Annotated in this window: 21 protein-coding genes; all 21 read left to right on the top strand. The window is 70.3% G+C overall.

Going from position 1 to position 22,094, the window contains the following annotated elements; all coding sequences use genetic code 11:
* Positions 1–18: 18 nt before the first annotated feature.
* The 21 genes from ABT245_RS31185 to ABT245_RS31085 all read left to right on the top strand — a co-directional run bounded on the left by ABT245_RS31185 (position 19) and on the right by ABT245_RS31085 (position 21,903).
* On the top strand, positions 19–1,971 hold the full coding sequence (locus ABT245_RS31185) for an FtsX-like permease family protein (RefSeq protein WP_351739946.1): 1,953 nt from the start codon (positions 19–21) through the stop codon (positions 1,969–1,971).
* Complete coding sequence (locus tag ABT245_RS31180; RefSeq protein ID WP_351739943.1) at positions 1,968–3,239, top strand: MFS transporter; 1,272 nt, start codon at positions 1,968–1,970, stop codon at positions 3,237–3,239. Before ABT245_RS31185 ends, ABT245_RS31180 begins: the two co-directional genes overlap by 4 nt.
* Entirely contained in the window at positions 3,232–5,322 is a 2,091-nt protein-coding gene (locus ABT245_RS31175) for a prolyl oligopeptidase family serine peptidase (protein ID WP_351739941.1), read from the top strand. Before ABT245_RS31180 ends, ABT245_RS31175 begins: the two co-directional genes overlap by 8 nt.
* Positions 5,319–6,113 (top strand): ABC transporter ATP-binding protein, encoded by a 795-nt coding sequence (locus tag ABT245_RS31170; protein WP_351739938.1) that lies wholly within the window; start codon positions 5,319–5,321, stop codon positions 6,111–6,113. The genes ABT245_RS31175 and ABT245_RS31170 overlap by 4 nt, the downstream gene beginning before the upstream one ends.
* Positions 6,114–6,640: 527 nt before the next feature.
* Complete coding sequence (rpmE, locus tag ABT245_RS31165) at positions 6,641–6,865, top strand: 50S ribosomal protein L31 (protein WP_100568051.1); 225 nt, start codon at positions 6,641–6,643, stop codon at positions 6,863–6,865.
* Between the two features lie 109 nt (positions 6,866–6,974).
* Complete coding sequence (prfA, locus tag ABT245_RS31160; RefSeq protein ID WP_351739935.1) at positions 6,975–8,042, top strand: peptide chain release factor 1; 1,068 nt, start codon at positions 6,975–6,977, stop codon at positions 8,040–8,042.
* Between the two features lie 88 nt (positions 8,043–8,130).
* A complete protein-coding gene (prmC, locus tag ABT245_RS31155) occupies positions 8,131–8,970 on the top strand; it encodes a peptide chain release factor N(5)-glutamine methyltransferase (RefSeq protein WP_351739932.1) in 840 nt (279 codons plus the stop codon).
* A gap of 88 nt (positions 8,971–9,058) precedes the next feature.
* Positions 9,059–9,706 carry an L-threonylcarbamoyladenylate synthase gene (locus tag ABT245_RS31150; protein WP_351739930.1) on the top strand — a complete coding sequence of 216 codons (648 nt, stop codon included), beginning with the start codon at positions 9,059–9,061 and terminating at the stop codon, positions 9,704–9,706.
* Positions 9,707–9,758: 52 nt separating this feature from the next.
* Complete coding sequence (locus ABT245_RS31145; protein WP_351739928.1) at positions 9,759–10,418, top strand: arsenate reductase/protein-tyrosine-phosphatase family protein; 660 nt, start codon at positions 9,759–9,761, stop codon at positions 10,416–10,418.
* Positions 10,419–10,489: 71 nt separating this feature from the next.
* Positions 10,490–11,731 carry a serine hydroxymethyltransferase gene (glyA, locus tag ABT245_RS31140; RefSeq protein ID WP_351739926.1) on the top strand — a complete coding sequence of 414 codons (1,242 nt, stop codon included), beginning with the start codon at positions 10,490–10,492 and terminating at the stop codon, positions 11,729–11,731.
* A 138-nt stretch (positions 11,732–11,869) separates the two neighbouring features.
* Positions 11,870–13,186, top strand: a complete 1,317-nt coding sequence (locus tag ABT245_RS31135) for an MraY family glycosyltransferase (RefSeq protein ID WP_351739923.1) — start codon at positions 11,870–11,872, stop codon at positions 13,184–13,186.
* Positions 13,187–13,488: 302 nt separating this feature from the next.
* Complete coding sequence (locus ABT245_RS31130) at positions 13,489–13,935, top strand: Cg1360 family ATP-synthase-associated protein (RefSeq protein ID WP_351739921.1); 447 nt, start codon at positions 13,489–13,491, stop codon at positions 13,933–13,935.
* A gap of 225 nt (positions 13,936–14,160) precedes the next feature.
* Positions 14,161–14,982 carry a F0F1 ATP synthase subunit A gene (atpB, locus tag ABT245_RS31125; protein ID WP_351739919.1) on the top strand — a complete coding sequence of 274 codons (822 nt, stop codon included), beginning with the start codon at positions 14,161–14,163 and terminating at the stop codon, positions 14,980–14,982.
* 75 nt (positions 14,983–15,057) lie between these two features.
* Positions 15,058–15,288, top strand: a complete 231-nt coding sequence (atpE, locus tag ABT245_RS31120; protein WP_030915976.1) for an ATP synthase F0 subunit C — start codon at positions 15,058–15,060, stop codon at positions 15,286–15,288.
* A 42-nt stretch (positions 15,289–15,330) separates the two neighbouring features.
* A complete protein-coding gene (locus ABT245_RS31115) occupies positions 15,331–15,873 on the top strand; it encodes a F0F1 ATP synthase subunit B (RefSeq protein WP_351739916.1) in 543 nt (180 codons plus the stop codon).
* Positions 15,870–16,685 (top strand): F0F1 ATP synthase subunit delta, encoded by an 816-nt coding sequence (locus ABT245_RS31110; RefSeq protein WP_351739913.1) that lies wholly within the window; start codon positions 15,870–15,872, stop codon positions 16,683–16,685. Before ABT245_RS31115 ends, ABT245_RS31110 begins: the two co-directional genes overlap by 4 nt.
* A gap of 132 nt (positions 16,686–16,817) precedes the next feature.
* Positions 16,818–18,410, top strand: coding sequence for a F0F1 ATP synthase subunit alpha (gene atpA / locus ABT245_RS31105; RefSeq protein ID WP_351739910.1), 1,593 nt, complete (start codon positions 16,818–16,820; stop codon positions 18,408–18,410).
* Positions 18,411–18,431: 21 nt separating this feature from the next.
* On the top strand, positions 18,432–19,346 hold the full coding sequence (locus ABT245_RS31100; RefSeq protein WP_351739908.1) for a F0F1 ATP synthase subunit gamma: 915 nt from the start codon (positions 18,432–18,434) through the stop codon (positions 19,344–19,346).
* Complete coding sequence (atpD, locus tag ABT245_RS31095; RefSeq protein WP_351739906.1) at positions 19,346–20,782, top strand: F0F1 ATP synthase subunit beta; 1,437 nt, start codon at positions 19,346–19,348, stop codon at positions 20,780–20,782. Before ABT245_RS31100 ends, atpD begins: the two co-directional genes overlap by 1 nt.
* 140 nt (positions 20,783–20,922) lie before the next feature.
* Positions 20,923–21,297, top strand: a complete 375-nt coding sequence (locus ABT245_RS31090) for a F0F1 ATP synthase subunit epsilon (RefSeq protein WP_351739899.1) — start codon at positions 20,923–20,925, stop codon at positions 21,295–21,297.
* A gap of 159 nt (positions 21,298–21,456) precedes the next feature.
* Entirely contained in the window at positions 21,457–21,903 is a 447-nt protein-coding gene (locus ABT245_RS31085) for a DUF2550 domain-containing protein (RefSeq protein WP_351739896.1), read from the top strand.
* The last annotated feature ends 191 nt before the right edge of the window (positions 21,904–22,094 follow it).

Genomic DNA, 22,094 nt, shown 5'->3' with positions numbered 1-22,094 from the left:
CGCAAAGGACAGAGAACCGTGCCTGAGGCGTCTCGCACCCCTTATGCCCTTGTCGGCACGACGAGCATGCGTCGCCTCTTCGTCTCCGAAGTGCGGGCGTACCCCGGCAGAGTCGCCGGTGCGGCGCTGGCATGCGCGATGACGGCGGCCGGGGTGGGCGCGTGCGCGCTGCTGTTCATCGGCGCCGGCCTGCCGGACTTCCCGGACAACTCCGTGGCGGCCGACGCCGCCCTGGACGCCAGGAACCTTCTGTCGCTCCTGCTGTCCATGCTGCTGATGTGCGCGGTCGTCGTGATCGGCTCGACCGTCTCGCTGTGGACACGGCAACGCCTGTCCCAGTTCGCCGTGTTGCGCGCCCTCGGGGTCACCGTCGGCGGACTGCGCCGCACGGTCGCCGTGGACGTGGTGAGCCTCGCCCTCCTCGCGGCCGTGGTGGGCGCGGCCGCGGGCATGGTGCCACTGGCCCACCTCGGCAGGGACCTGCTCGTGGAACGCGAGCTGTTCCCCGAGGCGGCTCCGCTTCCGCCGGCCGGTCAGACGTGGTGGACGGCGGTTGCCGTCTGTCTCATCACGGCGGGGGTGGGACTGCTGGCCGCCCTGGCCAGTGTGCTGGCCGCGGGCCGGGTCAGCCCGGGGGTCCTGCTCAAGGACGCGGAGCTGTCCGTGGCGTCGTCCCGGAGCCGGGCACGGCTGGTCACCGGCGTCGTCATGGCCCTGACGCTGTGCGCCCCCCTGCTGGCCGCCATGGCGTTCATGGATCTCCCCGCGACGGTGCGGGGCGCGATCGCCCCCGGCCTGGCCCTGATGGTGATCCCCACCCTTGCCGTGCTCGCCCCGTGGATCGTGCCCGTTCTGGTCGTCCCGGCCTGCTGGGCCATGCGGATCCTGGACCGCCGCGTGGGCCGTATCGCCGCCGCCGGGCTGCGGGCCACTCCCGCGCGTACGACGGCGATGGCGGTGCCGGTGCTGCTGGCGGTCGGCGTCGCCGTGTCCCTGCTGGGAGCGGGTGCCACCATCGGGCGGGCGGTCGAGCGGCAGACCGGGGAAGGGCTGCGCGCCGACGCCGTGGTCACCGCCGAGCCGGGCAGCCGCCTCCCCGTCACCGCTCCACGGTTCCCCGGAGGGACGGCCACACCCTTGGTGGCGTCGGAGGTCACCGCCCCTGCGACCTCCTTCGACGACCAGCCCGGGGCCACCAGCGCTTGGGGGGTGGACGGGCCCGCCCTGGCCAAGGTCGTGGACCTCGACGTACGCGAAGGGCGTCTCGTGGACCTTCGCCAAGGCGCTTTCGCGGCCGGAGCCATGCAGGCCGACGGTCATCACTGGCGCGTCGGCGATAAGGCGCGGCTCACCCTGGCCGACGGCTCGCACCGGACGCTGACCCTGGTCGCCGTGTACGAACGCGACCTCGCCTTCCCGGAGTTCGTGATCCCGCGTTCCACCGCCCTCGACCACACTCCTTCTCCGTACGCCGACCGCATCCTGCTCACGGGCCAGATCCGGGCCTGGCCGAAGGAGCCGGGCCAGAAGGTCGCCTCACGGGCCGGGTACCTGGACGACCTCTCCCCCCGCAACCCCGCCGACGACCTGGCCTCCCGCCTGGTCGTGGCCGTCGTCGCGGGGTATGCCCTGCTGTCCGCGGCGAACACCTGCTCGCTCGCCCAGCGTGACCGCCGCGCCCAGCGTTCCCACCTGCGGGCGATGGGGCTGGGCAGATTCCAGCTGCTGCGCTGCGTCCTGTACGAAGCGGCCGGAGCCACCGTGGTCGGCGTGGCTCTGGCCGCCGTCACGGCCGTGACCTGCCTGGTTCCTCTGTCCCTCGTCCTCAAGGCCGGCGCGACGCCGGGCTTCGACATGCCGTGGACCGTCGGAGTGCTGATCGCCGCCGCTCTCGCGGTCGCCGTGCCGTCGGCCATGACCGCTCACCCCCTGTCCGGCGTCCAGGAACAGTTCGCGAGGAGAGCGGCATGAAGGAGCGGTACGGGCAGAAGGCGGCGAGCCGCACGCGAGGGGGGTTCGGCAGGCGGTTCTGGCTCCTGTACTTCGGCGAGTCGGCCTCCGCCGTGGGCACCGGCGCCTCGGTCATCGCGCTGCCCGTCGTCTCCTTCGACAACAGCGGAGACGTTCGGCTCGCCGGATTCATCAGCACCGCGCTGTCGCTCGGGATCGTCCTGGCCCGGCTGCCCGCCGGCGTGCTCGCCGACCGGTACGAGCGCCGGACCCTGCTCCTCGCCTGCAATGGTGTCGGTGCCCTGGTGCTGGGGGCGCTTGCCACCCTGGAAGCCGTGAGCGAGGTGCGCTGGGGGGTCCTCCTCGGCGCGGCGTTCCTGCTCGGCGCGGTGGGAAGCACACTCGCCCCCGCCGAGAACGTCGCCGTACGGAACTTCGTCGACGCCGAACTGCTCCCCAGGGCCCTGGCCCTGCTCCAGAGCCGGGCCGCCGTGGCCATGATCGCCGGGCCCCTGGCGGGCGGCATGCTGCTCAAGGCCGATGCCGCCTGGGTGTTCGCCGCCGATGCCACCACCTACCTGGTGGCGGCCTGCTGCGCCGCCCTGCTGCCCGCGGGAGCGGGGCCGAGGAGTGATGAGCAGCCTCCTCTGCAGGCCGCAGCCGAAGGACTGCGCTTCCTGTGGCGTTCCCCGTTCCTGCGCTACGGCGCACTCAACGCGACCGTGCTCAACCTGGTGTTCAACGGCCTTCTGATCGTCATCATCGCCTCCGCCGAAGGCTCCGGAGCGGGCAGCCTCAGCATCGGCGTGCAGACCGCGGCGCTTGGTACCGGGGCGCTGGCGGGCTCCTTCGCCGCAGCCCCGGTGGCGCGGCGGCTGCCGGCAGGTCCCGGCATCGCCTGCTCCACCGGCGTCGTCGCCGCCGCGCTGCTCGGGTTCGCGACGGTACGCAGCACAGCAGGCGCGGCACTTCTGCTGGCCGTCGCCGCTGCGGCGGGTCCCGTGATCACTGTGATCATCACCTCGACGCAGATGCGTATCACTCCGCCGCGTCTCCAAGGCCGGGTGCACAGCGGCAGCGGGTTCATCTCCCAGGGCGTCGCCCCCTTCGGACCGGCGTTGGCCGGTGCGAGTTCGCATGCGTTCGGCCTGACGCCCACGGTGGTGGGCGCTGCGGCAGTGGTGTTGCTGCTCGCCGTCAGCGGTGGCTTCGTCGTGGCTCGGCACGGGGCGACGAGCGAGGTGTCCGAGGAGTTCGAGGAGGAATCCATGGAGGTGCGGCGTGGCTGACTCCGGGCCGGTGGCCGACCGTGTCGTGCCGGGGACGGGCGTCGGCGGCCCCCCCGATCCGTTCCGTTGGCTGGAGGACCCCGGGTCCCCGCGGACACGTTCCTGGCTGGCGGCCCAGCAGGCTCTGCTGGACCGCCATACCCGCCGACAGCACGCGTCGGAAGCGGCCTGGCGACGCTTCCTCACCGAGGTCGAAACATCCGCGGCGGGCCGCCCGCTGGCCCCACCGGTGGAAGCCGGAGGGATGCTCTTCCGGCACGAACTCACCGAAGACGGCGGAGAGTTGCTGTCGTCCACCGGCGTCGGCAGTCGCCCTCACGTCCTGTTGAACACGAGCGGGCACCCTTCGGTCAGCCGTCTGGTGGGCTGGCAGCCCGACCCCACAGGGCGCGTGGTCGCCGCGCAACTCCACCACGACGGACACGAGAACGGCGGTCTGCACATTCTGCCGGTCGGCCGGGGAGAGGAACCGAGGCAGCTGTCCGACGCATCACCGCACCCGGCCGTCGCATTCCTCGACGGACTGCTGCTGTACAGCTCGGGTACGCGCACCGAACACGCCTTGCAAGCCCACCACCTCGGCGACGGCAGCACCCGAACCGTCCAACTCCCGGTCGCGGGACCCGTACGACTGTCCCTGCATGTGGGCGCGGAAGGGCACCTGCTGCTCCGGACCCGGTTCCCGGGCACCTCGTCGGCTCGCTGGTGGTGCACTCGGTGGACCGGCAGGGGCGCCCCCGACTGGCAGCCACTGCCCTTGGAAGACCTGAGCGTCACAGCCATCGCGCTGGGAACCGACGAGGTGTACGTCGTCGTAGACCACCGTGACCTGTTCGTACTGGACCTCTCCCGCGCCGCCGGAGGAGACGTGGCGAGCCCGATCCCCCTCGCGTCGCCTTCCGGTCCGAAGACCGCACCGGCAGCGGACATCCGGGCATTACGGATGCTGGGCTCCCGCACGGATCCACACCTCGCCGTGCTGAGGCAGTCCGGGACCATGCGCCGACTCGATGTCCGACGCGTGCGCGGGGCAGCCGGCGTACCCGCGCACACCGAGGCCGACGAGGCAGGGGATCTCGGCTTCACCTGGCACGCCCGTCTGCGGCTCGGCCCGACCTCGTACGACCGGGACGGACACCCCGGTGACTCACTCTGGTTCCTCGCCGACGACCCTCAGTACGGTGCCCTGAGTCACCGTGTCACCGCCAGGACCCCCATCGGAACGGCATCCCGGCGGTCCACGCTCCGCACGATGACGGCCACCAGCCGTGACGGAACCGCCTTCCCCATCACGATCTGTGACCCTCCCACCAGAACCCGGCATGAACCGGCACCCACACTGGTCACGGTCTACGGCGGCTTCGGTGTCCCTCTCGAACCCTCCTGGGACCCGATCTTCGCCGGGTGGCTCGCCGCCGGCGGGCGCATCGCCTGGGTCCACGCCCGGGGCGGGGGCGAGTTCGGGCCCGACTGGGCCGCGGCGGGACGCGGTCCGGGCAAGTCCGACACCGTCGACGACCTGTGCGCTGCGGCCCGGGCGCTCCAGGCCGAGGGAGAGACACGCCAGGGCCAGCTCGCCGCGCTCGCCGCCAGCAACGGCGGCCTCATTCTGTCCGCCGCCCTGGTACGGGCGCCGCGGCTGTTCTCGGCCGTGGCCTGTTCCGCCCCGCTCACCGACATGGCCCGCTATCACGTGGGCGGACTCGGAAAGCTGTGGTGTGAGGAGTACGGGGATCCCACCGACCCCGAGGCACTGCGAGCCCTCCTGACGTACTCCCCGTACCACCATGTGCGGGGCAGGGACGCCTACCCCGCCGTGCTCTTCATCACCGGAGGCAACGACGCCCGGGTACGGCCGTGGCACGCCTGGAAACTCTGCGCCGCGCTGCAAGAGACCACCTGCGGCACATCGCCCATCCTCCTCGATCACCAGGAGAACACCGGGCACTACGGACGAGCCGGCGACGACGCCCGGTCCCTGAGCGCCCGCGTCCTCGCGCTGCTCGCCGCCCGAACCGGTCTGGCAGCACCGCCGGTCGGGCAACCGTCCGTACCCGCACCCCCCACGAGGAGCGCCACATGACCTCGGCTCACTTCCACCACGGCACGCCGTACCAGTCGCACAGTCTCCCGGCGGCCGCCTCCGCCGTCGACCTCACCAAGGTGTACGGCGACGGTGCGCGCGGTGTCACCGCGCTCGACCGGGTCACCGTGGCCTTCCACCGAGGTCAGTTCACCGCGATCATGGGGCCTTCCGGATCGGGCAAGTCCACCCTGATGCAGTGCCTCGCCGGGCTCGACTCGCCCACCTCCGGGTCGGCGCGGATCGGTGACCTGGAACTTTCCCGGCTCTCGGACCGGCGACTGACCCGGTTACGCCGGGAACGGATCGGCTTCATCTTCCAGGCTTTCCACCTGCTGCCCACACTGACCGTGGCCGAGAACATCACCCTGCCCCTGGGTATCGCCGGCCGCCGTCCGGATCCACAGTGGCTGGACCAGGTCATCACCGCCCTCGGCCTCAGGGACCGTCTCACCCACCGTCCGGGCCAGCTCTCCGGCGGCCAGCAGCAACGGGTGGCCTGCGCCCGCGCTCTGGCGGGCCGTCCCGAGATCATCTTCGCGGACGAGCCGACGGGGAACCTGGACACCCGCTCCGGCGCCGAAGTCCTTTCCCTGCTAGGTCAGTTGGTGCGACACATGGGGCAGACGATCGTCATGGTCACGCATGACCCCGTCGCCGCGACGTACGCGGACCGCGTGGTCTTCCTGGCCGACGGCCGTATCGTCGACGAGATCCAGCAGCCGGGCGCGGACCAGGTACTGGAGCGCATGAAGCGATTCGACCACCCAGGCGGCGCTCGTGGCCACTGACCTGTGCACGCCCGCGCCGTCCCCCACCAAGCACGCCGCACCTCCCCGACGGTGACGGGCTCCGGGTGACAGTCCAGGGCCGCAGGGAACGCCGCGCCCAGCCACACCAAACCCGCACCCGCCCACGGCGCCAAGCCGGCACCCCTGTGGGCGCACCCCCACCGGCCGCCGGGGAAGCGCCCTGGCCGGCCCCCCAGGGGCGCGGGGAACGGCGCGCCCAGCCACATCGAACCCGCACCCGCCCACGGCGCCAAGCCGGCACCCCCTCGGGCGTGCCCAGCCACCATGAACCCGTAGTCGCCCGCGGCGAGACCGTGGCACCTCCTTGGGCGCGCGCAGCCACCATGAACCCGCAGTCGCCCGCGGCGAGACCGTGGCACGCCGTTCGGCGTCCGGTGGAATAGATGCGCCGTGCCCCCGGTTTTGGGGGATGGCGCCAGTCCTGGCAGACTGGTACGTCGGCTCCGGTTCACGCCTCCGCACCCCGCGGTCGCGACCCGGCGCCCTCCCGAAACCTAGGAGACACCTTGAAGCGCGACATCCACCCCGCGTACGTCGAGACGCAGGTCAGCTGCACCTGTGGCGCGTCGTTCACCACCCGCAGCACCATCGAGTCCGGCACCGTCCGGGCCGAGGTGTGCTCCGAGTGCCACCCGTTCTACACGGGCAAGCAGAAGATCCTCGACACCGGTGGCCGTGTGGCCCGCTTCGAGGCCCGCTTCGGCAAGGCTGCCGCCGGCTCCAAGAAGTAGCGAGCCCCCATGCGCCGGTCCACGGCCGTGCCCCTCGCCGGGGCACGCCCGGGACCGGCGTTTTTGGTCGCCCGCCTTCCCCTCTTCCGAGCAGTACAGGAGCCCCAAGATGTTCGAGGCCGTCGAGGAACTCGTCGGTGAGCACGCCGACCTGGAGAAGCAGCTCGCCGATCCGTCGGTGCACGCCGACCAGGCCAACGCGCGCAGGCTCAACAAGCGCTACGCCGAGCTGACTCCGATCGTCGCCGCCTACCGCTCCTGGAAGCAGTTCGGCGACGACATCGACACGGCCCGTGAACTGGGCGCGGACGACCCGGAGTTCGCCGCCGAGGTCAAGGAGCTGGAGAAGCAGCGCGAGGAACTCACCGAGAAGCTGCGCGTCCTGCTGATCCCGCGCGACCCCAGCGACGACAAGGACGTCATCCTGGAGATCAAGGCGGGCGCGGGCGGCGACGAGTCGGCCCTGTTCGCCGGCGATCTGCTGCGCATGTATCTGCGCTATGCCGAGCGCGTCGGCTGGAAGACCGAGATCATCGACTCCACCGAGTCCGAGCTGGGCGGCTACAAGGACGTCCAGGTCGCGGTGAAGTCCCGCGGGCAGACCGAGCCGGGGCAGGGCGTATGGGCCCGGCTGAAGTACGAGGGCGGGGTGCACCGGGTGCAGCGGGTGCCCGCCACCGAGTCGCAGGGCCGGATCCACACCTCGGCGGCCGGTGTCCTCGTCACCCCGGAGGCCGAGGAGGTGGACGTGGAGATCAACGCCAACGACCTCCGTATCGACGTCTACCGGTCCTCCGGACCGGGCGGCCAGTCCGTCAACACCACCGACTCCGCCGTGCGCATTACACACATCCCGACCGGAGTCGTCGCCTCCTGCCAGAACGAGAAGAGCCAGTTGCAGAACAAGGAGCAGGCTCTGCGTATCCTGCGCTCCAGGCTGCTCGCCATGGCGCAGGAGGAGGCGGAGAGGGAAGCCGCCGACGCCCGGCGCAGCCAGGTCCGCACCGTCGACCGCTCCGAGAAGATCCGTACGTACAACTTCCCGGAGAACCGCATCTCGGACCACCGCGTCGGCTTCAAGGCGTACAACCTGGACCAGGTCCTGGACGGCGAACTCGACGCGGTGATCCAGGCCTGTGTCGACGCGGACTCGGCGGCGAAGCTGGCCGCCGCCTAAGGCACCCAGGACGACTGGGCGACGTACCGAACACCGGAGGACGAGCGTGCAGCAACCTTTTGGGGGGCGACCCCCGACCTCCCGCAGCGTGCTGCTCGCGGAGGTGGCGCAGGCCACCCAGCGGCTGGCGGACGCCGGCGTGCCCTCGCCCCGCAACGACGCGGAGGAACTCGCCGCGTTCGTGCACGGCGTGAAGCGGGGCGAGCTGCACTCCGTGAAGGACTCCGACTTCGACGCCCGCTACTGGGAGGTCGTCGCCCGCCGCGAGCAGCGTGAACCGCTCCAGCACATCACCGGGCGCGCCTATTTCCGGTATCTGGAGCTGCAGGTCGGGCCGGGGGTCTTCGTGCCGCGGCCGGAGACCGAGTCGGTGGTCGGCTGGGCCATAGACGCCGTGCGCGCCATGGACGTGGTCGAGCCGCTCATCGTCGACCTGTGCACCGGCTCCGGTGCCATCGCGCTGGCCCTCGCCCAGGAGGTGCCGCGCTCGCGCGTGCACGCCGTCGAGCTGTCCGAGGAAGCCCTCCGGTGGACCCGCAAGAACATGGCGGACTCCAGGGTCGATCTGCGCCAGGGCAACGCCCTGGACGCCTTCCGGGACCTCGACGGCCAGGCCGACCTCGTCATCTCCAACCCGCCGTACATCCCGCTCACCGAGTGGGAGTACGTCGCCCCCGAGGCCCGCGACTACGACCCGGAGCTGGCCCTGTTCTCCGGCGAGGACGGCCTCGACCTGATCCGTGGCCTGGAGCGCACCGCGCACCGGCTGCTGCGGCCCGGCGGCGTCGTGGTCATCGAGCACGCCGACACCCAGGGCGGCCAGGTGCCGTGGATCTTCACCGAGGCGCGGGGCTGGGCCGACGCGGCCGACCACCCGGACCTCAACAACCGCCCCCGGTTCGCGACCGCCCGCAGGGCCCTGCCGTGACGCCGACGCGCGTGCCGGCCGGGCCGGGCGGGCCGACCGAGGGCACCCCGGAGGCGAACCGAGCGACAACAGAAGGAGACCGCTAGAGATGGCACGGCGATACGACACCAATGACGCCACCGACCGTACGACGGGTCTGCGTGAGGCCGCGTCCGCCGTCCGCCGGGGCGAACTCGTGGTGCTGCCGACCGATACCGTCTACGGCATCGGCGCCGACGCGTTCTCCGCGGAGGCCGTGGCCGATCTGCTGGAGGCCAAGGGCCGCGGCCGCAACATGCCCACGCCCGTCCTCATCGGTTCCCCGAACACCCTGCACGGCCTCGTCACGGACTTCTCCGAGATGGCCTGGGAACTGGTCGACGCGTTCTGGCCGGGCGCCCTCACCCTGGTCGCCCGGCACCAGCCGTCACTGCAGTGGGACCTCGGCGACACCCGGGGCACGGTCGCCGTGCGCATGCCGCTGCACCCGGTCGCCATCGAGCTGCTGACCGAGGTCGGCCCGATGGCCGTGTCGTCGGCGAACCTCACCGGCCACCCGGCGCCGGAGGACTGCGACGCCGCCCAGCAGATGCTCGGGGACTCCGTCTCCGTCTACCTCGACGGCGGCCCGACCCCCGGCAATGTGCCGTCGTCCATCGTGGACGTCACCGGCGAGGTGCCGGTGCTGCTGCGCGAGGGCGCGCTCGGCCCGGACGAGCTGCGAAAGGTCGTACCCGACCTCGAGGTGGCGAATTGACGGCCCCTGCATCCCCCGAGCTCTCGGCTGCGCTCGAGCAGGGGGGACCCCCATGCGTGGCATAGGAAACGGGGACGGCAGCGCGGAGGAGACGACGACCTTCGGATTCCCGCGCGACACCTTCCGCATCCTCCACGTCAGCACCGGCAATGTGTGCCGCTCGCCCATCACCGAGCGGCTGACCCGCCATTTCGTGATGGAGCGGCTCGGCATCCTGGGGGGCGGGCTGATCGTGGAGAGCGCGGGCACCTGGGGTCACGAGGGCGCGCCGATGGAGGCCAACGCGGAGGCCGTGCTGGCCGAGTTCGGCGCGGACGCCTCCGGCTTCACCGGCCGGGAACTCCTCGACGAGCATGTGATCACGGCCGACCTGGTGCTGACCGCCACCCGCGACCACCGGGCCCAGGTCATCTCCATGGGTCATTCGGCCGGGCTGCGGACCTTCACGCTGAAGGAGTTCACCCGGCTGGTCCGGGCGATAGACCCGACGACGCTGCCGCCGCTGGAGGACGGCCTGGTCGCGCGGGCCCGCGCGCTGGTCCGGGCGGCCGCGGCGCTGCGCGGCTGGCTGCTGGCGCCCACGGCCGAGGCCGACGAGGTCTACGACCCGTACGGCGCGCCCCTGACCTTCTTCCGGTCCATCGGCGACGAGATACACGAGGCACTGGACCCGGTGGTCACGGCCCTCACCGGTGTCCCCGCACGGATGTAGCCGGCCGAGCGCCCCTTGGGCCCCGGGCCTACATTGGACGTACGTCACCGTCGACCGCCCGGGAGTCCGTCATGTCGGTCACCCACACCCTCGTAGAGGCCGATGTACTGCGCGGGCAGGACCCCGAGCTGGCCGAGATCCTGCTGGGCGAGCTGGCCCGGCAGTCCACCACCCTGCAACTGAGCGCGGCCGAGAACTACGCGTCACCGGCCGTGCTGGCGGCGCTCGGCTCGCCGCTCGCCAACAAGTACGCGGAGGGCTACCCGGGCGCCCGCTACCACGGCGGCTGTGAGCTGGCGGACGTCGCCGAGCGGCTCGCCGTCGACCGGGCCAGGGCGCTGTTCGGCGCCGCGCACGCCAACGTCCAGCCGCATTCCGGCTCTTCCGCCGTGCTCGCCGCGTACGCCGCCCTGCTGCGGCCGGGCGACACCGTCCTCGCCCTCGGGCTGTCCTACGGCGGCCATCTCACCCACGGCTCGCCGGCCAACTTCTCCGGCCGCTGGTTCGACTTCGTGGGCTACGGGGTGGACGCGGAGACCGGGCTCATCGACCGGGACCAGGTGCGGGCGCTGGCCCGCTCGCACCGGCCCAAGGCGATCGTGTGCGGGTCGATCGCCTATCCGCGGCACCTGGACTACGCGTTCTTCCGGGAAGTGGCCGACGAGGTCGGCGCGTACCTCATCGCGGACGCCGCCCATCCGATCGGGCTGGTCGCCGGGGGAGTGGCGCCCAGCCCGGTGCCGTACGCCGACATCGTGTGCGCCACCACGCACAAGGTGCTGCGCGGGCCGCGCGGCGGGATGATCCTGTGCGGGGCCGAACTGGCCGAGCGGGTCGACCGGGCCGTGTTCCCGTTCACGCAGGCCGGGGCCCAGATGAACGCCGTCGCCGCGAAGGCCGTGGCCTTCGGTGAGGCGGCGCGCCCGGCGTTCGCCGCGTACGCCCGGCAGGTGGTGGCCAACGCGCGGGTGCTGGCGGCCCGGCTGGCCGCCGAGGGGCTGGCGGTGACCACCGGCGGCACGGACACCCATCTGATCACCGCCGATCCGGCGCCGCTCGGCGTCGACGGGAAGGCGGCGCGGGGCCGGCTCGCCGCCGCCGGGCTGGTCCTCGACTGCTGTGCGCTGCCCCACGGGGAGGCGCGCGGGCTGCGGCTGGGCACGGCCGCGCTGACCACGCAGGGCATGGGGGAGGCGGAGCTGGACCGGATCGGGGCGCTGCTCGCGGGGGTGCTGCGCGGCGAGGCCGACCCGGTCGGGGCCCGTGCCGAGGCGCGCGAGCTGGCCGCTGGATTTCCGCCGTATCCCGGCTGAATGCGGGTAGCCGACAGGTCGTGTATCTGTCGCACAGCCACGCGTGCAACCATCGTCGCTACCCGGAAGTCCCCATACATATGCGTCCCTCGCTAGGGTGTGGGGCTGTGATGGCCAGCGAGACCTGTGGGGAAGCCTGTGCGTGAATACCTGCTGACGCTCTGCATCACGGCCGCGGTGACGTATCTGCTGACAGGGCCGGTACGGAAGTTCGCGATCGTGGCCGGGGCGATGCCGGAGATCCGGGCGCGTGATGTGCACCGGGAGCCCACTCCGCGGCTCGGCGGGATCGCGATGTTCTTCGGCCTGTGCGCGGGCCTGCTGGCGGCCGACCATCTGACCAACCTCAACGAGGTCTTCACCAAGTCCAACGAGCCGCGGGCGCTGCTGTCCGGGGCCGCGCTGATCTGGCTGATCGGTGTCCTGGACGACAAGTTCGAGATCGACGCCCTGATCAAGCTGGGCGGGCAGATGATCGCGGCGGGCGTGATGGTCATGCAGGGTCTGACCATCCTGTGGCTGCCCATCCCCGGTGTCGGCAATGTGGCGCTGACCCCGTGGCAGGGCACGTTGCTGACGGTGGCGCTGGTCGTCATCACGATCAACGCGGTGAACTTCGTGGACGGTCTGGACGGCCTCGCCTCCGGCATGGTGTGCATCGCCGCCGCGGCGTTCTTCCTGTACGCCTACCGGATCTGGTACTCGTACGGCATCGAGGCCGCAGCCCCGGCCACGCTGTTCGCGGCGATCCTGATGGGCATGTGCCTGGGCTTCCTGCCGCACAACATGCACCCCGCGCGGATCTTCATGGGCGACTCCGGCTCGATGCTGATCGGCCTGGTGCTGGCCGCCGGCGCGATCTCGATCACCGGCCAGGTCGACCCGGACGCGCTGAACCTGTACGCCGGTTCGGAGAAGGCGGCGGTGCACCAGACGGTGCCCGTCTACATTCCGCTGCTGCTGCCGCTGACGATCATCGCGGTGCCGGCCGCCGACCTGGTGCTGGCGATCGTGCGCCGCACATGGCGCGGTCAGTCGCCGTTCGCCGCCGACCGCGGGCATCTGCACCACCGGCTCCTGGAGATCGGCCACTCGCACAGCAGGGCGGTGCTGATCATGTACTTCTGGTCGGCGCTGATCGCCTTCGGGGCGCTGGCCTACTCCGTGAACTCCGCGTCGATGTGGATCGTGCTCGGTGTGGTCCTCCTCAGCGCGATCGGCCTGGTGCTGCTCCTGCTGCCGCGGTTCACGCCCCGCGCCCCGCGCTGGGCCGAGCACTTCGTGCCGCCGCGCTACCGGCGCCGGCGGGTGCCGGCGGCCGTGGCAACCTGCCCCGAGGCGGCGCCGGTTGAGGACGAACAGCGCACTCCGGTCACCGCCGGGGTCAATGGGGCGAGCGCCATCGGCCCTCGTTCGCGCCTTCTGGACGGGCGTAACGCGGGTACGTCCCGCTGACGCCCAAGGTAAGAATCTGACGAGAGCATTGCCAAGCCGTGGGGGAGCAAAAGCCCCAATACCAGACAACTGGGCGGGGTTTTTGCACAGACGCGCACTGTCACCCTCATGTGTGACAGCGAGCACACGTACCAGGTAAAGACCTCATCAAATAGTTTGTGATACGGTTCACGAGAACCCCGGACGCAGCCGACGGGCCGCAGTGCCACAGCCCATCGGCGTGAGGTCTCGCCCACTCGGCCCGGGGCTACGCTCGTCCATGACGACACCCCTCGCCCCCTGTGAAAAGCGGAGTTGCCGCCATGCCGTCCAATGACGTCCGGACCCTGGTCCAGGCCGCCGTGCCCACGGCTGCCGCCGGCGCGCTCGCCGCCGTCGTCAGCGCGGTGGTCGCGGGCGGCAAGGGAGCCATCGGGGCCGTCGTCGCGACGCTGGTGGTGATCCTGTTCATGGGGCTCGGCCTCTACGCCCTGCAGCGCACCGCCGCATCGCTTCCGCACCTGTTCCAGGCCATGGGCCTGATGCTCTACGCGGCGCAGATCCTGCTGCTGTTCGTGTTCGTCGCGGCGTTCAAGAACACCACGCTGTTCAACCCCCGGGCCTTCGCGCTCACACTCGTCCTCGCCACCCTCACCTGGATCGCGGCCCAGACGCGTGCGCACATGAAGTCCAAGATCCTCTACGTCGAACCCGGTTCGGCCGCCCCTGCGAGCGGCGACAGGTCCGAGAAGTCCGGGCACTCGTCGTGAGAGGTAGGGCCGGGATAAAGGCGCATGAGAGATGCTGCTATCGTCCGGTGCCAACTGCGGCATCGCGGGCGCGGGCATCTGAGCTGACGCCTGCTCAATTGCGAGGCGAGATGTTCCCCAGCCGCCCCCACATCCGTAACACCAGTCCAGTGCCGAACCGCGGCCGTGCGCCGCGCCGACACAACGAGGTTGCCGTACCCATGCGCCACGCAGAAGGAGCCCGCGGTGAGTGCTGACCCGACGCAGGTGCTCGCCTTCGAGACCGACTGCCACATCTTTGACGGCTGTGGCTTCCCCGCTCCGGGCCTGCACTCGTTCCTGTTCGAGCCCCTCTGGGGCAATGCGGACAGCAACCAGTACTTCAACAAGCCGATGCTGCTGGCCCTGCTCGGCTCGATCATCATCGTCGGGTTCTTCTGGGCCGCCTTCCGTAAGCCGAAGGTCGTGCCCGGCAAGCTCCAGATGGTGGCCGAGACCGGCTACGACTTCATCCGGCGCGGCGTCGTGTACGAGACGATCGGCAAGAAGGAGGGCGAGAAGTACGTCCCGCTGATCGTCTCGCTGTTCTTCTTCATCTGGATGATGAACCTCTGGTCGATCATCCCGGTCGCCCAGTTCCCGGTGACGTCGATCATCGCCTACCCGATGGTGCTGGCCCTGATCGTCTACGTCCTGTGGGTGTCGCTGACCTTCAAGCGGCACGGCTTCGTCGGCTTCTTCAAGAACGTCACGGGCTACGACAAGTCGCTGGGCCCGGTGCTGCCGCTCGCCATGGTCATCGAGTTCTTCTCGAACCTGTTGGTGCGGCCCTTCACCCACGCGGTCCGGCTCTTCGCGAACATGTTCGCGGGCCACACCCTGCTGCTGCTCTTCACGATCGCCAGCTGGTACCTGCTGAACGGCATCGGCATCGCCTACGCGGGCGTCAGCTTCATCATGACCATCGTGATGACGGCCTTCGAGCTCTTCATCCAGGCACTGCAGGCGTACGTCTTCGTGCTGCTGACGTGCACCTACATCCAGGGCGCGCTCGCCGAGCACCACTGAGCACCCCGCACCCCGACCCTCAAGTCGTCCGGTGGCCAACCCCCACCGGTCCGTAAAGAAGAAGGAAGAACTGGCATGTCCCAGACCCTTGCCGCTGTTTCCGGCTCGCTCGGCTCCATCGGTTACGGCCTTGCTGCCATCGGCCCCGGCGTCGGCGTCGGCATCATCTTCGGTAACGGCACCCAGGCCCTGGCCCGTCAGCCCGAGGCGGCCGGCCTCATCCGCGCCAACCAGATCCTCGGCTTCGCCTTCTGTGAGGCGCTCGCCCTGATCGGTCTGGTCATGCCGTTCGTCTACGGCCAGTGATCTGACGATCCACGACCAGCCGACTAGACGAAAGGCACTGACATGAGCCAGCTGCTCATTCTGGCGGCCGAGAAGGAAAATCCTCTCGTTCCGCCGATTCCCGAGCTTGTCATCGGCCTGATCGCCTTCGTCATCGTCTTCGGCTTCCTCGCCTGGAAGCTCCTTCCGAACATCAACAAGGTTCTGGAGCAGCGCCGCGAGGCCATCGAGGGCGGTATCGAGAAGGCCGAGGCCGCGCAGACCGAAGCCCAGAGCGTCCTTGAGCAGTACAAGGCCCAGCTCGCCGAGGCCCGGCACGAGGCCGCGCGGCTGCGCCAGGAGGCCCAGGAGCAGGGCGCCGCGCTCATCGCCGAGATGCGCGCCGAGGGCCAGCGGCAGCGTGAGGAGATCGTCGCCGCCGGTCACACCCAGATCGAGGCCGACCGCAAGGCCGCCTCGGCCGCGCTGCGCCAGGACGTCGGCAAGCTCGCCACCGAACTGGCCGGCAAGCTGGTCGGCGAGTCCCTTGACGACCACGCCCGGCAGAGCCGCGTGATCGACCGCTTCCTCGACGAGCTCGACGAGAAGGCCGAGGCGGCGCGATGAACGGAGCGAGCCGCGAGGCACTGACAGCCGCACGTGAGCGTCTCGACGCGCTGACGGACGCCACGTCCGTGGACGCGGCGCGGCTCGCCGACGAGCTGGCGGCCGTCACCGCGCTGCTCGACCGCGAGGTGTCGCTGCGTCGGGTCCTCACCGACCCGGCGCAGCCCGGCGAGGCCAAGGCCGAGCTGGTCCGGCGCCTGGTCGGCGGCCAGATCAGCGGCCCGGCCACGGACCTGGTGTCCGGTATGGTCCGCTCCCGCTGGTCGCAGCCGCGCGACCTGGTGGACGCGCTGGAGGTACTGGCCGATGTGGCCGACCTCACGGCCGCGCAGCGGGTGGGCCGGCTCGACAGCGTGGAGGACGAGCTGTTCCGGTTCGGCCGGATCATCTCCTCCAGCACCGAGCTGCGCGCCGCGCTCACCAACCGTGGCGCCGGCGCCACGGCCAAGACCGAGCTGCTGCACCGGCTGCTCGGGGGCCGGGCCGACGCGACCACCGAGCGCCTGGTGACGCGCCTTGTGACCGCGCCGCGGGGACGTAGCCTGGAAGCGGGAATCGAATCCCTGTCCAAGCTTGCCGCCGAGCGACGGGACCGCACGGTCGCCGTCGTCACTTCGGCGGTACCGCTGAGCGACACACAGAAGCGGCGCCTGGGCGCCGCCCTGGCGAAGCTCTACGGCCGCACGATGCATCTCAACCTCGATGTGGATCCGGCGGTCGTCGGTGGTATCCGGGTGCAGGTCGGCGACGAGGTCATCAACGGCTCGATCGCGGACCGGCTGGAGGACGCCGCCCGCCGCATGGCGGGCTAGCAGCAACTCAACAAGCAGTACGTACTGATGGCGGCCCTGGTTGGGCCGTGCAGAGGATTCACCTCCAGATGGGGGGAGTCCCCATCCCCCCAAGTGAAACTTCGGGCCCAACAAGGAGAGCAGGGAACCCAGATGGCGGAGCTCACGATCCGGCCGGAGGAGATCCGGGACGCGCTGGAGAACTTCGTCCAGTCGTACAAGCCGGACGCGGCCTCGCGCGAGGAGGTCGGTACGGTCACCCTTGCCGGCGACGGCATCGCGAAGGTCGAGGGCCTGCCCTCGGCCATGGCCAACGAACTGCTGAAGTTCGAGGACGGCACCCTCGGCCTCGCGCTGAACCTGGAAGAGCGCGAGATCGGTGCCATCGTCCTCGGTGAGTTCAGCGGCATCGAGGAGGGTCAGCCGGTGCAGCGCACCGGTGAGGTCCTCTCCGTCGCGGTCGGCGAGGGCTACCTCGGCCGCGTCGTCGACCCGCTCGGCAACCCGATCGACGGTCTCGGCGAGATCGAGACCGACAGCCGCCGTGCCCTCGAACTGCAGGCCCCCACGGTCATGCAGCGCAAGTCGGTGCACGAGCCGATGGAGACGGGCTACAAGGCCGTCGACGCGATGACCCCGATCGGCCGCGGCCAGCGCCAGCTGATCATCGGTGACCGTCAGACCGGCAAGACCGCCCTGGCCGTCGACACGATCATCAACCAGCGCGACAACTGGCGTACCGGCGACCCGAACAAGCAGGTCCGCTGCATCTACGTCGCCATCGGTCAGAAGGGCTCCACCATCGCGTCGGTCCGCCGCGCGCTGGAGGAGAACGGCGCGCTGGAGTACACGACGATCGTCGCCGCCCCGGCGTCCGACCCGGCCGGCTTCAAGTACCTGGCGCCCTACACCGGCTCGGCCATCGGTCAGCAGTGGATGTACCAGGGCAAGCACGTCCTGATCATCTTCGACGACCTCTCGAAGCAGGCCGACGCCTACCGTGCCGTGTCCCTGCTGCTGCGCCGCCCGCCGGGCCGTGAGGCCTACCCGGGTGACGTCTTCTACCTGCACTCCCGGCTGCTGGAGCGCTGCGCCAAGCTCTCCGACGACATGGGCGCCGGCTCGATGACCGGTCTGCCGATCGTCGAGACCAAGGCCAACGACGTGTCGGCGTTCATCCCGACCAACGTCATCTCCATCACCGACGGCCAGTGCTTCCTGGAGTCCGACCTGTTCAACGCCGGTCAGCGGCCGGCCCTGAACGTCGGCATCTCGGTGTCCCGCGTCGGTGGCTCCGCCCAGCACAAGGCGATGAAGCAGGTCTCCGGCCGGCTCCGCGTGGACCTCGCCCAGTTCCGTGAGCTGGAGGCGTTCGCCGCCTTCGGTTCCGACCTGGACGCCGCGTCCAAGGCCCAGCTGGAGCGCGGTCAGCGCATGGTCGAGCTGCTGAAGCAGGACCAGTACCAGCCGATGGCCACCGAGGACCAGGTCGTCTCCGTCTGGGCCGGCACCACCGGCCGGATGGACGAGGTGCCGGTCGCCGACATCCGCCGCTTCGAGAAGGAGCTGCTTGAGTACCTGCACCGCAAGGAGCAGGGCCTCATGACCTCCATCAAGGAGGGCGGCAAGATGTCCGACGACACGCTGACGGCCGTGGCCGACGCGATCGCGGACTTCAAGAAGCAGTTCGAGACCTCCGACGGCAAGCTGCTCGGCGAGGACGCTCCGGCCGCTGCCGCCAAGTGACGTAAGGAAGGGACCTGACTCATGGGAGCCCAGCTCCGGGTCTACAAGCGTCGCATCCGATCCGTCACCGCGACCAAGAAGATCACCAAGGCGATGGAGATGATCGCCGCCTCGCGCGTCGTCAAGGCGCAGCGCAAGGTGGTGGCCTCCACGCCGTACGCGCAGGAACTGACTCGCGCGGTCACGGCGGTCGGCACCGGTTCGAACACCAAGCACCCGCTCACCACGGAGGCGGAGAACCCGACCCGTGCCGCGGTCCTGCTGCTGACGAGCGACCGCGGTCTGGCCGGCGCCTTCAACTCCAACGCCATCAAGGCGGCGGAGCAGCTGACCGAGCGCCTGGAGCGCGAGGGCAAGCAGGTCGACACATACATCGTCGGCCGTCGTGGGCTCGCCCACTACAACTTCCGTGAGCGCAAGGTCGCGGAGTCGTGGACCGGCTTCACCGACGAGCCGACGTACGCGGACGCCAAGAAGGTCGCGGCGCCCCTGATCGCGGCCATCGAGCAGGACACGGCGGACGGCGGTGTGGATGAACTCCACATGGTCTTCACCGAGTTCGTGTCGATGATGACGCAGACGGCGCTGGACGCCAGGCTGCTGCCGCTGCGCCTCGACGAGGTGGCGGAGCAGCGGCCCAGCGGCGAGATCCTTCCGCTGTACGACTTCGAGCCCTCGGCGGAGGACGTCCTCGACGCCCTGCTGCCGCGCTACGTGGAGAGCCGTATCTACAACGCGCTGCTCCAGTCGGCCGCTTCGAAGCACGCCGCCACGCGGCGCGCGATGAAGTCGGCCACCGACAACGCGGGCGAGCTGATCAACACGCTCTCCCGGCTTGCCAACGCGGCCCGTCAGGCCGAAATCACCCAGGAAATCAGCGAGATCGTCGGTGGCGCGAGCGCCCTGGCCGACGCGACCGCGGGGAGTGACCGCTAATGACCACCACTGTTGAGACCGCGACGGCTACGGGCCGCGTCGCCCGGGTCATCGGCCCGGTCGTCGACGTGGAGTTCCCCGTCGACGCGATGCCGGACATCTACAACGCCCTGCACGTGGACGTCGCCGACCCGGCGAACGAGGGCGAGAAGAAGACGCTGACCCTGGAGGTCGCCCAGCACCTGGGTGACGGCCTGGTCCGTACCATCTCCATGCAGCCCACCGACGGTCTGGTCCGCCAGGCCCCGGTGACGAACACCGGCTCCGCCATCTCCGTCCCCGTCGGTGACTTCACCAAGGGCAAGGTGTTCAACACCCTCGGTGAGGTGCTGAACGTCGACGAGACCTACGACGGCGAGCGCTGGCCGATCCACCGCAAGGCGCCGAACTTCGACGAGCTCGAGTCGAAGACCGAGATGTTCGAGACGGGCGTCAAGGTCATCGACCTGCTCACCCCGTACGTCAAGGGCGGCAAGATCGGCCTGTTCGGCGGCGCCGGCGTCGGCAAGACGGTGCTCATCCAGGAGATGATCTACCGTGTCGCCAACAACCACGACGGTGTCTCCGTGTTCGCCGGTGTCGGTGAGCGCACCCGTGAGGGCAACGACCTCATCGAGGAGATGACCGACTCGGGCGTCATCGACAAGACCGCCCTGGTCTTCGGTCAGATGGACGAGCCCCCGGGCACCCGTCTGCGTGTCGCGCTGGCCGGCCTCACCATGGCCGAGTACTTCCGTGACGTGCAGAAGCAGGACGTGCTGTTCTTCATCGACAACATCTTCCGCTTCACGCAGGCCGGTTCCGAGGTCTCCACGCTGCTCGGCCGTATGCCGTCCGCGGTGGGCTACCAGCCGAACCTGGCCGACGAGATGGGTCTGCTGCAGGAGCGCATCACCTCGACCCGCGGTCACTCGATCACCTCGATGCAGGCGATCTACGTCCCCGCGGACGACCTGACCGACCCGGCCCCGGCCACCACCTTCGCCCACCTCGACGCGACGACGGTGCTCTCCCGTCCGATCTCCGAGAAGGGCATCTACCCGGCCGTGGACCCGCTGGACTCCACGTCCCGGATCCTGGACCCGCGCTACATCTCGGCCGACCACTACGGCGCCGCGATGCGCGTGAAGACGATCCTGCAGAAGTACAAGGACCTCCAGGACATCATCGCGATCCTCGGCATCGACGAGCTGGGCGAGGAGGACAAGCTCGTCGTCCACCGGGCCCGTCGGGTGGAGCGCTTCCTGTCCCAGAACACCCACGTCGCCAAGCAGTTCACCGGCGTGGACGGCTCGGACGTGCCGCTCGACGAGTCGATCGCCGCGTTCAACGCGATCTGCGACGGTGAGTATGACCACTTCCCCGAGCAGGCGTTCTTCATGTGCGGTGGCCTGGAGGACCTCAAGGCCAACGCCAAGGAGCTGGGCGTCTCCTGAGCCCCGTGCTCGTCCGAGAGGGGCGCGGATCCAACCCTTGCGGGGGTGGGGTCCAGCCCCTCTCTCCACGCCCATGAGAGCCCATTAGAATTGACCCCACACCCGGCACCTGCGCCGGGTGGTGACCCGAGGAGCCCCCCTTGGCTGCTGAGCTGCACGTCGAGCTGGTCGCCGCCGACCGTAAGGTCTGGTCCGGTGAGGCCACCCTGGTCGTCGCGCGCACCACGTCCGGCGACATCGGCGTCATGCCCGGTCACCAGCCGCTGCTCGGTGTGCTGGAGTCGGGCCCGGTGACCATCCGTACGAGTGATGGTGGAACGGTCGTCGCCGCGGTGCACGGCGGTTTCATCTCGTTCGCGGACGACAAGCTGTCGCTGCTGGCCGAGATCGCCGAACTGTCGGACGAGATCGACGTCCAGCGCGTGGAGCGGGAGTTGGAGCGTGCGAAGGCGGAAGGCGATGCCGTCGCCGAGCGACGTGCGGACGTCCGCCTGCGTGCGGCGACGACGCGCTGACCGAGGACGCCTCCCAGTCCTCTAGGCTCTGGGGGAGCGTCGTGCGATGACGTCACTCAGCCGCGGCCGGTACCGGAGCAATCCGGTACCGGCCGCGGCTGAGGCAGATGTGGGTGATTTTTCCGTTCCGTTACCTAGGAGACGAGGAGGTCGGTGCCGATGGTCCTCGCTCTGACTGTGTGCGGAGTCGTGGTAGCGCTCGTGGTGGTGGGGCTGTTCCTGTTCGGACTGCGCCGCCGGCTCATCCAGCGCTCCGGGGGGACGTTCGACTGTTCGCTGCGCTGGGACGTGCCGGAGAAACCCGACACCAGCGGCAAGGGATGGAGCTACGGCGTCGCCCGCTACAACGGCGACCGCATCGAGTGGTACCGCGTCTTCTCCTACGCCTACCGCCCGCGTCGCCTCCTGGAGCGTTCCGCGATCGAGGTGGCCGGCCGCCGGGTCCCGGAGGGCGAGGAGGAACTGGCCCTGCTCTCCGACGCGGTCATTCTGGCCTGCGCCCATCGCGGCATCCGCCTCGAACTCGCCATGAGCGAAGACGCGCTGACCGGTTTCCTCGCATGGCTAGAGGCAGCACCGCCCGGCCAACGGGTGAATGTGGCCTAGGGCGTTTCGAAAGTCCCGTCTGGCCTGCGACGCCTGGCACGGCACTCCCCCAGCCTTCGGCCGGGAGGTGCCCCCACGCCGCGTTGTCGGGGGGGGGGGGGGGGGCCCCCGGAGCGGGCCGCCCCCCCCCGCGGGGGGGGGGGGGGCGCCCCCCCCCCCCCGGCCCCCCCCCGACCCTCCGCCTTGCGATG

Source organism: Streptomyces sp. NPDC001508 (assembly GCF_040298665.1).
In the GTDB taxonomy this organism is placed as follows: Bacteria; Actinomycetota; Actinomycetes; order Streptomycetales; family Streptomycetaceae; genus Streptomyces.
Note: the sequence above shows the minus strand (reverse complement) of the source record. Positions and strands in the feature narration are given on the sequence as shown.